This window comes from Prochlorococcus sp. G4PB16 (genome assembly GCF_059772465.1).
In genome coordinates, this window is record NZ_CM186289.1 from 523,063 (window position 1) to 535,497 (window position 12,435).

The 12,435-nt window shown below is 32.9% G+C and carries 16 protein-coding genes; 8 read left to right on the forward strand and 8 right to left on the reverse strand.

Going from position 1 to position 12,435, the window contains the following annotated elements; translation table 11 throughout:
- Genes AC6EIZ_RS03225 through AC6EIZ_RS03235 form a run of 3 tightly spaced genes read left to right on the forward strand, consistent with a single transcriptional unit; the run spans position 1 to position 3,906 of the window.
- Entirely contained in the window at positions 1 to 1,692 is a 1,692-nt protein-coding gene (locus AC6EIZ_RS03225; protein WP_498512321.1) for a cytochrome c oxidase subunit I, read from the forward strand.
- Positions 1,693 to 2,286, forward strand: a complete 594-nt coding sequence (locus AC6EIZ_RS03230; RefSeq protein WP_498512323.1) for a cytochrome c oxidase subunit 3 — start codon at positions 1,693 to 1,695, stop codon at positions 2,284 to 2,286. It abuts the gene before it with no gap.
- Between the two features lie 42 nt (positions 2,287 to 2,328).
- On the forward strand, positions 2,329 to 3,906 hold the full coding sequence (locus AC6EIZ_RS03235) for a GMC oxidoreductase (protein ID WP_498512325.1): 1,578 nt from the start codon (positions 2,329 to 2,331) through the stop codon (positions 3,904 to 3,906).
- 250 nt (positions 3,907 to 4,156) lie between these two features.
- On the opposite strand, the gene AC6EIZ_RS03240 is transcribed toward AC6EIZ_RS03235, so the two are convergent.
- From AC6EIZ_RS03240 to AC6EIZ_RS03250, 3 genes are all read right to left on the reverse strand, one after another.
- Positions 4,157 to 4,333, reverse strand: a complete 177-nt coding sequence (locus tag AC6EIZ_RS03240; protein ID WP_498512327.1) for a hypothetical protein — start codon at positions 4,331 to 4,333, stop codon at positions 4,157 to 4,159.
- A gap of 134 nt (positions 4,334 to 4,467) precedes the next feature.
- Complete coding sequence (locus tag AC6EIZ_RS03245) at positions 4,468 to 4,656, reverse strand: hypothetical protein (RefSeq protein WP_498512329.1); 189 nt, start codon at positions 4,654 to 4,656, stop codon at positions 4,468 to 4,470.
- Between the two features lie 149 nt (positions 4,657 to 4,805).
- A complete protein-coding gene (locus AC6EIZ_RS03250) occupies positions 4,806 to 5,507 on the reverse strand; it encodes an esterase/lipase family protein (RefSeq protein ID WP_498512331.1) in 702 nt (233 codons plus the stop codon).
- Between the two features lie 219 nt (positions 5,508 to 5,726).
- Here AC6EIZ_RS03250 and psb28 point away from each other — a divergent pair, with 219 nt between their 5' ends.
- From psb28 to AC6EIZ_RS03265, 3 genes are all read left to right on the forward strand, one after another.
- Entirely contained in the window at positions 5,727 to 6,086 is a 360-nt protein-coding gene (gene psb28 / locus AC6EIZ_RS03255) for a photosystem II reaction center protein Psb28 (protein WP_498512333.1), read from the forward strand.
- 263 nt (positions 6,087 to 6,349) lie between these two features.
- On the forward strand, positions 6,350 to 6,589 hold the full coding sequence (locus AC6EIZ_RS03260; protein ID WP_498512334.1) for a hypothetical protein: 240 nt from the start codon (positions 6,350 to 6,352) through the stop codon (positions 6,587 to 6,589).
- 3 nt (positions 6,590 to 6,592) lie between these two features.
- The gene (locus AC6EIZ_RS03265; RefSeq protein WP_498512336.1) at positions 6,593 to 6,802 is read left to right on the forward strand and encodes a hypothetical protein; all 210 of its coding nucleotides are present in this window, start codon (positions 6,593 to 6,595) and stop codon (positions 6,800 to 6,802) included.
- A gap of 49 nt (positions 6,803 to 6,851) precedes the next feature.
- Here AC6EIZ_RS03265 and AC6EIZ_RS03270 read toward each other — a convergent pair whose 3' ends face one another.
- Together AC6EIZ_RS03270 and AC6EIZ_RS03275 are read right to left on the reverse strand one after the other, a co-directional pair.
- On the reverse strand, positions 6,852 to 7,208 hold the full coding sequence (locus AC6EIZ_RS03270; RefSeq protein WP_498512337.1) for a DUF2834 domain-containing protein: 357 nt from the start codon (positions 7,206 to 7,208) through the stop codon (positions 6,852 to 6,854).
- Between the two features lie 196 nt (positions 7,209 to 7,404).
- Entirely contained in the window at positions 7,405 to 7,719 is a 315-nt protein-coding gene (locus AC6EIZ_RS03275) for a hypothetical protein (RefSeq protein WP_498512339.1), read from the reverse strand.
- Between the two features lie 250 nt (positions 7,720 to 7,969).
- Here AC6EIZ_RS03275 and AC6EIZ_RS03280 point away from each other — a divergent pair, with 250 nt between their 5' ends.
- Both AC6EIZ_RS03280 and AC6EIZ_RS03285 read left to right on the forward strand, forming a co-directional pair.
- On the forward strand, positions 7,970 to 8,185 hold the full coding sequence (locus tag AC6EIZ_RS03280) for a hypothetical protein (protein ID WP_498512341.1): 216 nt from the start codon (positions 7,970 to 7,972) through the stop codon (positions 8,183 to 8,185).
- Positions 8,155 to 8,484 carry a Nif11-like leader peptide family natural product precursor gene (locus AC6EIZ_RS03285; protein WP_498512343.1) on the forward strand — a complete coding sequence of 110 codons (330 nt, stop codon included), beginning with the start codon at positions 8,155 to 8,157 and terminating at the stop codon, positions 8,482 to 8,484. The genes AC6EIZ_RS03280 and AC6EIZ_RS03285 overlap by 31 nt, the downstream gene beginning before the upstream one ends.
- A gap of 161 nt (positions 8,485 to 8,645) precedes the next feature.
- Here the strand turns inward: AC6EIZ_RS03285 and AC6EIZ_RS03290 are convergent, their stop codons facing one another.
- The 3 genes from AC6EIZ_RS03290 to AC6EIZ_RS03300 form a co-directional block, all read right to left on the reverse strand.
- Entirely contained in the window at positions 8,646 to 9,020 is a 375-nt protein-coding gene (locus AC6EIZ_RS03290; protein ID WP_498512345.1) for a hypothetical protein, read from the reverse strand.
- Between the two features lie 156 nt (positions 9,021 to 9,176).
- Positions 9,177 to 10,052: an ABC transporter substrate-binding protein gene (locus tag AC6EIZ_RS03295; protein WP_498512347.1), complete on the reverse strand. Its 876-nt coding sequence runs from the start codon at positions 10,050 to 10,052 to the stop codon at positions 9,177 to 9,179.
- Positions 10,053 to 10,086: 34 nt separating this feature from the next.
- The gene (locus tag AC6EIZ_RS03300; RefSeq protein ID WP_498512349.1) at positions 10,087 to 12,327 is read right to left on the reverse strand and encodes a TonB-dependent hemoglobin/transferrin/lactoferrin family receptor; all 2,241 of its coding nucleotides are present in this window, start codon (positions 12,325 to 12,327) and stop codon (positions 10,087 to 10,089) included.
- Between the last annotated feature and the right edge of the window lie 108 nt (positions 12,328 to 12,435).

The window sequence follows — 12,435 nt, forward strand, 5'->3', positions numbered from 1 at the left end:
ATGACAATAACTAATTACGACGAACGTGTTCTAAAAGCAAGCCATCCAGTACCTGGAGCTCCGAACAATTGGAGAAGATTTTTTGGTTTTAATACTGATGCAAAGGTTATAGGGATTCAATACATAGTAACGGCTCTTTTCTTCTTGTTATTGGGTGGGTTACTTGGAATGTTGATAAGAGGTGAGTTGATAACACCACCATCAGATCTTTTTGATCCAAGTGTTTATAACGGTCTTTACACAATGCATGGAACGGTAATGCTCTTTCTGTTCTTGTTTCCAGTACTGAGTGGACTAACTAATCTACTTGTTCCACCAATGATTGGAGCACCAGATATGGCATTCCCAAAATTAAATGCCCTTGCCTTTTGGTTAGTACCAGTCTTTTCAATTGTATTACTTGCAAGCTTTTTTGTTCCAGGAGGACCAGCTTCTTCTGGTTGGTGGTCATATCCCCCTGTAAGTATTCAAAATCCACTAGGTCATTTTCTTAATGGGCAAATGTTGTGGATAGTAGCTATTGGACTATCAGGTGTCTCATCAATCATGGGGGCAATTAATTTCGTAACTACGATAATTCAAATGCGTGCTCCAGGTATGGGATTTTTTAAAATGCCTATTTTTATTTGGACTGTTTTAGCTGCACAAATTCTTCAACTACTCGGACTACCAGCACTCACAGGCGCAGCGATAATGCTCTTCTTTGATCTAAATTTTGGAACAAGCTTTTTTAATCCTGAAAGAGGAGGGGATCCCGTTTTATTTCAACACTTTTTTTGGTTCTATTCACATCCAGCAGTGTATGTAATGGTTTTGCCTGTGTTTGGAATATTTTCAGAATTATTCCCTGTTTATTCTCGCAAACCATTATTTGGCTATAAATTCGTAGCCATTGCTTCCTTTGGCATAACAATATTGTCTCTAGTCGTTTGGGTTCATCATATGTTTTACACAGGTACACCGATGTGGATGAGAAATCTTTTTATGTTTACAACAATGTTAATTGCCGTTCCCACTGGAGTTAAGGTCTTTGCATGGATAGCAACTCTTTGGGGTGGAAATTTAAGATTGAATACACCTATGTTGTTTTGCCTCGGGGGACTCTTTAATTTTATTTTTGGAGGCATTACTGGTGTAATGCTTGCCACAGTCCCAATTGATATTCATGTAGGTAACACATACTTTGTTGTTGCCCATTTTCATTACATCATTTTCAATACAATAGCTTTTGGGATTTTTGCGGGAATATATCATTGGTTTCCAAAATTCACCGGTCGTATGTTTTATGAAGGATTAGGTAAAGTTCATTTTACTTTAACCTTTATAGGAGCAACATTAAATTGGTTGCCGTTGCATTGGGCTGGCTTATTAGGTATGCCAAGGAGGGTTGCTTCTTATGATCCAGAGTTTGCCATTTGGAATGTCATAGCGAGTATTGGAGCGTTTATGCTTGGAGTAGCATCTATTCCCTTTATTTTAAATATGGTTAGTTCATGGTCTAGAGGGAAAAAATCACCTCCAAATCCATGGAATGCCATTGGACTCGAATGGTTATTACCATCACCACCTGCTCATGAAAACTTTGAAGAAGATATTCCAACTGTTCTTAATGAGCCTTATTGTTATGGCTTGAACAAACCCTTTGTTGTTGATGAAGAATTTTATGTTAAAAAAGCCTCAGATGAAAACTAAATGACTTCAACAGAATCGGAAGCACTACTTCATACCCCTGGTCATGTAAAACATGACGGACACAATTTAACAGGTTTTATTATTTTTTTATGTTCTGAAAGTATTATTTTCTTTGCTTTTTTTGTTGGATACGGTGTCTTAAAAATAACAGCTCCAACTTGGTATCCTGATGGTGTAACTGGTATAGCTGTAAGGGAACCTTTAATTAACACAGTGATTTTAGTTGGTTCGAGTTTTGTTATTTATTTTGCTGAAAGATTTTTACATAAAAAAAATTATTGGGGATTTAGAATTATTTGGCTCCTAACAATGCTGATGGGAGCATATTTTGTATATGGTCAATATATTGAATGGTCTCAATTAACGTTCAGTTTAAGCAGTGGTGTTTTTGGGAGTTTATTTTACTTACTAACTGGTTTTCATGGCATACATGTAATAAGTGGAATATTGCTAATGGGTTTAATGTTAATACGTTCATTTATACCAGGTAATTATGACAGTGGTGAAATGGGTGTTGAATCAGTAAGTCTTTTTTGGCATTTTGTAGATGTGATTTGGATTATCTTATTTGTCTTAATTTATGTGTGGCAATAGTATTTATTTAATTATGGACATTCCAAATAAAGATAGAAAATAATGTTTATAGATGATCATCATTATGACTGCATAATAGTTGGAAGTGGAGCAGGCGGTTCTACTCTTGCAAGTGAGTTGAGTAGACAAGGCAAATGGGTACTACTACTTGAACGTGGAGGTCAATTACCTCTTGAAGATCAAAATATAAAAGGTACTGATTTATTCAGAAAAACAAAATATCACCCTTCAGGAGAAAAGTGGTTTGGTCCAGATGGAGATCCTTTCGCTCCTCAAACAGCCTATGCACTTGGTGGTAATACAAAAATCTGGGGTGCTGTTTTGCAACGAATGAGAGAAAAAGATTTTATTTCATCACCTCTGCAAGAGGGAATATCTCCCTCTTGGCCTTTTCGTTATGAGGAGCTTGAACCATATTACGAGTATGCAGAGAAGCTGTTTAATGTTCATGGACAAGGAGGTAAAGACCCTACAGACCCTCCTCGTAAAAGTAAATATAACAATGCTCCAAGAAAATTAGAAAATTTTTTAGAGTTAATTAGAGAGTCACTTATTAGAAATGGATGCCAACCTTATGACTTGCCAATAAGCTGGCCTGACTCAATAAAAGAAGACAATGATAATTTTGAAAATTGCTCTTTTTTCTCTAGAGGAGATGCTCAATTATTTGGTTTATATGCTTCCGATAAGAACCGACTAGATGTAAAAACTAATGCCAATGTCCTAAAACTACATGTCAATCCAAGTGGTAGAGCAATAAAAGGTGTAGAGGTAAAATTAGAAGAAGATATTTGGTTGTTTTCATCAGATATTGTTGTCTTGGCTGCTGGTGCCATTAATACACCAGTGATAATGATGAACTCTAAAACAGCAAAGCATCCCAATGGGTTAAGTAATAGTTCAGGTCAAGTAGGCCGGAATTTGATGAATCTTCAGCTAACTTGTATTTTGCAAAGAGCTAATGAACAAAACGATGGCCTTTTTAATAGATCATTTGGTATTAATGACTATTATTGGGGAGATAAAAATGTGAATTTTCCTCTAGGTCATATTCAATCTGGTGGTGGAGTTTTAAAAGATGCCTTGTTTGCAGAATCCCCACCGGTCCTATCATTAATTACAAAAGTAATACCAGATTTTGGCCTTAAGCGACTAGCTTCTAGATCTATTTCTTGGTGGGCGATGACCGAAGTATTGCCAGACCCTGAGAATAGGGTTTGGGTTGACGACAATAAAATCAGAATTAACTATATACATAATAATCTTGAAGCACATGATCGACTTGTTTATCGATGGTTAGATACTTTAAATAAAGTCGAAAATGATTCAAGAACAACCGTCGTAACAAGAACTCCTACTCATCCAAGAGGTTCTGCACCTCTTAGTGTTGTTGGATATTCATGTGGTACTTGTCGAATGGGAATATCACCAAATTCCTCAGTTGTAGATCTGAATGGAAAATGTCATGACATGGAAAATTTATATATTGTTGATTCAAGTATTTTTCCCAGTTGTCCAAGCATTGGTCATGGTCTAACTATTATTGCTTTAGCATTACGTATGGCCGATAAACTAACTACAGGTATTAATCCACAAATCACATGCTGGGGTGGGTCGTAGGTCTTTATGATTCTAAAAAAAGAATTTAAAGTATAAATTTATGCTCTTATGGTAAAATTTCACTGAATAAATTGTAGCCAATAATTTATTTAAAGTCGAAATATAAGATATACTCCTTGAAATTTTCTTATAAACTATGTGGGAATCAATGATCTATTTACTTATTGGAAATAATGAGAAATCAAATACACAATTAAAATAGAGCAACCAAATAAACATCAAATAAAATAATTAAATTTAAATCAACGGATTATTTCATTGGATGATTTATAACCCAAATATCTTCCTCTTTACTTACTCCATGAATCCATTCTTTAAACTCTTGGGAAATTGCAATTTGGTCTTTCCTCTCAAGGGTTAATGATCTTGTTAAAATCTCTGTCAGAGAGCAGCTAATTAAATCTTCAATATTCTTTCTATTTCTCATTAAATTAAAAACACCTATTAACAAACTACAAAAACTAATTTAGAGGTTCAAACAATAAGCTTATTCTCTTAAGTATTGACAGTAAGATATTAAGTACAGATATGTATCTATTGTTTCATTGTTTATCTAAGATTTTAAAGTTTCGCTATTAATCCAGTAAGAATATCTTTAAAATCATTGTGAATTGTCTCTTGTATTAACGAAATTGCAGAGCTAGCCTTCAAGGCAAGAAGTGGTACCACAACAACAAGTATTAATCCTAAAAAAATCAGGATTGAAGAAGAAATTCTTACTAACCATTTAGTAATTGGATCTAATTCCATATCAAAAAAATAAATTACTAATATAGTTTTTCTTTTATCTCTTTGTTTGCTTAATTGCTACACATCTAGTGTATTTATGATCTTCAAGTATTTATCTTAAGTCAAGTTTTACAAACAAACTATTTATATTTCTCAGAATTATTACCATTTCATTTCGATGATTTATTCAACCATTCTTCAACTTTATTTTTAGATCCATACCAATCTTTGCCAAAAGCTTTACCATGTGCTGTTTCTTTCATTACTATCTGTTTTGAGCCAATTAGTAATGCTGAATCTCTAGGAACTAGTCCATCTCCAACAACATCTCCATTCCCATTCAATGCTCTATAAGATGACTTGCTTAATTTAAGTGATGTTCTTGTCGCAATAGGTCCGTTCAAGTCTAATTCACCAGCAACAGATATATAACTAACATCTGCACTATAGAAACTACCTGGCAATTTGGAGCTTACAAAATCACGAAGATAAGTGGCTCTTTTGGCTTGATTGGGACTTCCTAGGGTAATTAGGCAATTGGCAAAATCTTTACCATTGTATATCTTCCGACTAAATATAAGATCTGATAAATACAATCTTAGGATCATGCCTCCAGAACTATGACCTATCAAAGTGACTTTATTTGTAGACGATTCGTCTGATAATTCATTCACTATTTTATCAACTTTATCAAGAATGATCTTCCAACCAAACGACCAATTTGTACTAAGCCACTCTATTTTATTTACTGAAACTATTACTACTTTGGTATTTGTTCTGCTTTTAATATATTCTGACATTTCGTTATAAGCACTACTATCAATCAAGAAACCACCAAGAATAACAACCGGCTGATCAAAATATTTATTCATATTTAGTACAGAACCTCAATAGAATTTATCCTGAGAAACATTGTAATCATTATCTTATTGAAATTTTAAAATGCTTAATTTTATTCAACTAACTAAATTCATAAAAGCTCTTAGAAGATTTGCTGATAGTAATAGCGACTACATATCGATGTATGCAATGACATACTCGAAAGTTGTCTCTAAAAAGGTATTTAAAGTAAAAAAAATGCAAAAAACTAGATGAAGGATGTAGCAATACAATTTTTTAACGGTGTCGACGAAAAAGTTATTCCAGAGATAAGACTTACAAAAAGCAAAGATGGAGAAGCAGGACAGGCTTTTTTCAGATTTAATAGTCCTGACGCATTATTATCAGATCGCTACAAGGAAATACAAGGACTGTATTTAATTGACGAAGAAGGGAAAATAACTACTAGAGAAATAAATATCGTTGTTTCAAAAAAAAATGGGAAATATACTGCTATAGAGGCTGTTTACTGCTGGAGATCACAAAGAGATTTTAATAGATTTATGCGTTTCGCAAATCGATATGCCAAACAAAATGGTCTTGCTTATGAAGAGAATCATGTACGTAAGTAATGACATTAAAGCTAATCATTCCCTTAATCTAAAAGACGAACAATTTGCAGCAAAATCTCATAGGTCAAATTTATACAAGATACATACTTATAAAATCAAATAGTTCTTATCATCTAATACTTTTTTGTGAATAGTTTAAACTTAAAATTGCATGTAAATTAACAAATATATTATTCAAAAGAACATAAATATTAATATTTAAATCCTCAGAACAAAAATAACAAAAAAATAATATATATATACAGTTATAACTTATAAATAACATGTTTCCTTTAATAGCTATCTCAGCATTTTTTATCTTAGGTATAGCATTCTTTGCAATTGGAAAGGATGATTTTGGAATTAAAAATATAAAAAAAGATTCAAATGATACTTCTTCTTCTAAAGAAAATGAGGTTATGAATCTAGAAACGACATCAAATAATGTATCTACGGAAAGAATTATGAAGGTAAGTGACGCTACTCTACAAGAAAGGGAAGTTACTACAAATATTTCTGATTAAATCATGACTAAATCTATAGTTGCATATCTTTCAGGTTTTGTCTTTGTCTCTACAGGTCTAATACCAATAACAAAAAATGTTTTTTCAATAAGGATATTTAATGATGCTCCAATTTTCTTTTTAACAGGAGGAATATGGCTATTATTGACAATTGTTTTTATCTATTCTTCTCAGGCCTCAAAACGTCTTTTTTCTACAAGAATAAACCATTAGTATTTTACTATTAAAATATAAAACCTTTTAAGATTAACTGCTTATTATTTTATTCTCCATTGATTGTTCTTTCTCTCATAAACATAAAAGCACCAAATGAGAAAGCTAATGAAATGAGAAAAGTAAGAGGGAAGTAAATACCCCACAATTTCATTTGCAGTCTTTTACCCTCGGCTGCATAAAAAGCAAATACTCCAATTAATAAAACTGCTGTGTCTGCAGAAACAAAACCAGATGTTGGTGTTGCCCAAGCTCCATCAATAAAAGTATTAACTATTTCAATAATTGAGCCTCCCACAGAACCACTTTGAACCTGAGCGACAAATTTCGCTATGAAATAAAAAGGCCAAATCAATCCAGCTAGTGCAGTTATGCCATAAATAGAAAGGCGAATGTTAGACCACATTGGTTTAAATAAAAATCATTTATAGCTAAAAAGGACGATCCGTTGATGTATAAAAAATCAAAAAATACATATATCCCAGTTTTCTAAAAGTTAGCGATAGGTATAGGAGGTAAAAAGTTAAGTTAAAAACCTATCAATCTTGTTATTAATATCAGCCCTTAGTTAGTTAGGGACTAAATAACTAGACAATTATTGATTAGCCAAGGTTGTTATAAAAATGATCAGTATATTTAGTGATTATTTTCCCATCTTTATTGGAGTGGATTAAATCCAAGCAAGTTGCTACAACTAAGAACCAATTCGCCCCTTCTTCCAAGTCAATCTCCCGACAAATCCATGATGGTGCAGAAACTATTCCACTTACAACGCCTCTCATATCATCTCTTAGGTTTTGATAATGCTGTTCTTTTAGGATTTCAATCTTTTCTTCTGAAAGGGTTCTGCTTGGATAGCAATAAATCCACTCTTCAATAATTTGCTCGATAATTTGAAGTTTTGACAGTTGAAACACGATGAGAACCGGACAAATCAAAAAAAAATACTAACTAAGCACATGTAAAAGGGTTAGCCAATAACGCACACAACCCAGTAAAAATTTGCACTAACCTTAGTTTTTTATCTACTAAAAAGTATTAGAACTTACTTCAACAATTTGAATAATCTTTTGCAAATCCACTCATTACTCTGATTTGTATAAATAATCAGCCATTAAAGCAAATTACTCTTTATGCTTTTACGAATCAAAATTTCTCGTTTATAGCGTGACTGAAATCAACTCTGAAGTAGTAACTCAATCAGAAAAAAACATTGGGTTTGAAACGAAAAACACACAAGAAGGTTTTTTATACAAAATTTTTTCTCTGATGAATAAGAACCCTAACTATAAAATGTTGGGAGCACTTGGAATGATGCTTATGAATTTTTCTGTTTGTGTATCAGTTGCAAAATGGCTAAAAAACTCCAGCCTAGTTTCTTAAAGGCTCCAACAAACTTCTTCCAAAATGAGTGCATGGCAAAAGATCAACTAATAGCTTTTCTATCAGAGCTGCAAAAAAATCAAGAGTTACTAAACGCCATAAGTGTTGCAGCTACCGCAAATGAAATTGCAAAAATAGCCTCGGAATTTGGTTATCAATTTTCCGGTCATGAATTAAAATCGATCTCCAAAGAGAAAATTGTTGGTGTAAAAATTAAGAACCAAGATACTTCTCCCTCTTATAGCTTCGGTGAAAGTGGAATAGACCCAAATGAAAAAAACTATAAAAGTGGAAACTAATGTAAAATGCAATTACTTATGCATTCGCAAGTCCTGCAATACTTGGATTGTTCTTTTATGAACATATCGAATAAAAAGGATATAGAAACGGTAGGCAATTTTGTCTTGTGATTATTTTTTCCAATAAACTCCACACCCGTTAATTCACATAGTCCAAATATTTAATTAGTTGAGTCACATATTGGAGTCCTTTGATTATTTGTATATTTTTCAATCTTGGATATATCTAAGTCAGAAATACTAAGTCCATAAAGATCAGCAATTTTTGTCATAGCCAGGCCTTCTGCTCCTACCCAAGATTCTGCTAATATTTGCCAAGTCTTTTGACTAAATTCAACACCCAAGTTTTCGTTTTGATTTCTTTTTTCGTCCATTTCTAAAACCTTTTTTAAACCCTCTGCACTTAAATGACTTTTAATTCTTAGGAAAACAACTTCCAACATTGAGTAATAGAACTTTTCCATTGCATTGTTATAAGCCCATTCAGCATCTTTTTGAGCTTTCTTGGCCTCTTCCACTGTGATATCTAGACTCATTATTTATGATCTTTGTAGAACATCAATTTAATTGTAAGAGGAAAAAGCGTCTTTTCAATTCATTATGTCTATTTAGTACTTTAATTAGAAAATTAACGGGGTTACTCATCGAGAGAAGACTGAGTAATTAAAATGGAATAAAAAACCAAGTAAATTTTAATTATTAATCTTTGAAAGATTCAAACAAGTTTTATTAATACTATCTAAGCTTCCTGGATTTATCAAACCATAATAATCCATATTAAGAACATTGTTTTCTTTTACAGCAGTTAATTTACTCCAATATGGTAATTCTATAAACGATTGAAGAGAGTTAGGTCCAGTTTTAACAACAATTATCTTTTCAGGTTGGTTGGAAATCAACCATTCTGGAGACAGATTTACATATCCTTTAAATTGGCTTTTCGACTCCAACATTTTAGTGGAGTTGTTTATACCAAATCTATCTAATAAACTACCTGCCCAACTTTCAGAATTTGGTGCTAATAATGGCTTAGCACTGGCTAATATCAATACTTTATTATTATTTTTATTATTTTTTAAATTACAATTATCCAGATAACCTAAAACGGAAGAACTATCACCATTGGTTAGAGCAGATAGCTTATTTATTAAATCAATAAGATCAAACCAGTTTCTAACTTCAACTCCTTCTGATCGAATTCCAAATGATGAAAGCTTTTTAAGTTGTTTTTTATGAAACGAAGCTGAACCTATAACTAAATCAGGGTTTAAGGAAATTATTTTTTCCAATTTCGGGGGGGTTCTTCCTTGACTAACTATTTGTTTATTTAGTAGATCTTTATTTTTACGTGTCAAACGACTTCCCGGAATCCCTATAAGATAGGAATTATTTAACTTAGATACGATATCTGCAGTCAAAGAAGTTAGTGTAACTATTTTTTTATTTATGATATTTTTTTCTATTTTTATTTCAGAATGAGCATCTGAAGCATAGATAGAATTTGCAAACGATATTTTTGCACTAATTAGAATAAAAAAGCTTAAAATAAACTTATTAAGGGTCAACATTGCGGTCTAAATTAATATTTATATATAGTTTGTTTTAAAATTTGAAATTAAACCCAGCCTTAATGTGCCTAGAGGGTTGAGAATATCCCTCTAAATTTGCAGCTGTCTTAGACAAGCCTTTAACATCGGAGTAATAGTAATATCTTTCATCAAACAAATTATAAACTCCTAAATCAACTTCTAATCTTTCTGATTGTTTTAGACTACCAACCAAATCAACCTTATTATAAGAATCAGGTACATATGTAGTCGTTCCACTTTCCACTCTCGGTCCTCCTACATGAGTGTTTTTCAAATCAACTGTGATCTTATTATCAGAGGTTTTATATCTAATAATAGCTATTGCTTTAAGTGGTTCTATTGACTCTAGAGCTGTATCTGTTTTTGTATTTTCTCCATGCTGGTAGCCCAAGGATGCTATCAAGCTTATGCCAGTTGAATCAGGATTAAATCTATATTCAGCCTCGATTTCTGTTCCGTAAATATCTATCTCATCTTTATTCATTGACTTATATTCGGTGAATCCACTTGCTGATCTACCTATATAACTATGTTGTTCAATGTAATCATCATATTTACTAAAAAATCCTGAAATATTCCAATCAAATTTATCAGTAAATTTTCTTAATCCAACTTCAAATGTATCACTTGTCTCAGGTTTTAAATCGGGATTAGAATAAGTTGTATATCTCCTTTGGACATTAGTAAAACTACTATTCATATCAACATAATTAGGTGCTCTAAAACCTCTTGCGTATAGACCATACAAAGATAGTTCAGGATTAACCTTATATATTGCCGACAATTTTGGGCTAATAGCACTTTCATTATAGCCAACTGGCTCTAAAACACCTACACCATTACCTAAATATGCTGCATCAGATTCGACCTCTAAATCAAAATTATCATATCTAATACCAGCAATAATATCTAACTTATCATTTAGAGCAATTTCATCTTGTATGTAAACACCAGTTCTTTTGATTGTTGAATCAGGTGTCTCTTTTTTGCTTACTGTTACTCCAGTTAAGTTGTTAGTTTCCTTTCTTTCTCTCTCATTTTCACTTTCTGAGAAATCAAAGCCATATGAAATCTGGTGAAGAACATTACCCACATTTTTATCACTCCTCAACAGTAATTCTGCTCCATAAGATGAATGCTCAAAAGGTTGATCTCTATTTTGATTTGATGGCCTGCCATAAACAATCGCATTACGACTAAATTTTTGATCTGCTTCTATATCTTGAAAATAAGCTTTGACTTTCGAGTACTGTACCGACTTACCGTTAGATGGATTTTCATAAACATATGATATTGAATATCTATTTGTTTGTGTTTCACTTTCAGAGTCTAAAGAGCTATAACCGCTTGGCAAGTTGTCTGGCTTGACTGGATCTTCATCAGTTGATTTATTTATACTTTCAGCTATAAAATTTGCTTTTGAATAATCATCAATATTGAACTCTAGATTAGAAAATAATGTTTTACCTGAACTCTCTCCTCCGTTTATGTATTTATCATCAGCATTTGCTACAAAATCACCACCTTTTTCCGCGCTAACAATAAAAAGTCCTGAAAGGTTATCAGACAATGGAGCCGCAATTTTTATCGCTCCTCCTAACCCTTCATTTGCTCCATCGTAATAGGTTGGCAACTCAACAGTATATGTGCCGTCTTCTTTTAAGAGATCGGATGGTGCTAGCTGTCTAAATGAAATTGCACCACCAAGAGCATCACTACCATAAAGTGTTGAAGCTGGACCCTTTAGAACTTCAACTGATTTGAGCGTATTAAAGTCTGTATAGCTACCTCTACCAAAAGTCCAATAACTACCATAAGAATAAGTAGGAAGTCTTACCCCATCTACTTGCATTAAGACTCTATCGCCATTCATGCCCCTTATATTGACGTCTTCTTGGCCTGTGATTCCCCTTACTCCACTTTGGGTAAACTTCTTAGTACTAACACCAGGTACATCCTCTAATAAATTTCTAAGAGTAGGAGACTGATTTGAATTTATTTCCTCTCCTTCTATAACAGTTACACTTCCTGGGTATTCAGATGTTGCTCTTGGTGTTTTAGTACCAGTAACAGTTATTTTAATTTTACCAGCTGTATCTTGATTCCCTGCTTGGGCAATTAAAGTTGAATCTCTATTTGATTTAACTCCAAATCCTTTAGAAGAATTTGATTCAACTGGCAATTCAAACGCTGAAGAAGAACCTACAAAAGAAATTGCCGCAGGAATAACCAGCAGCTTAGAAAAAAGCTTCACCCTTGCCTCACACAACAAGATATATACCCACAATTTATAGACGGAAAAGCGATTAAAGACTTTCTCGAAAAGTATCAAACCATACATACTCGCAAGCCATAAGATTCG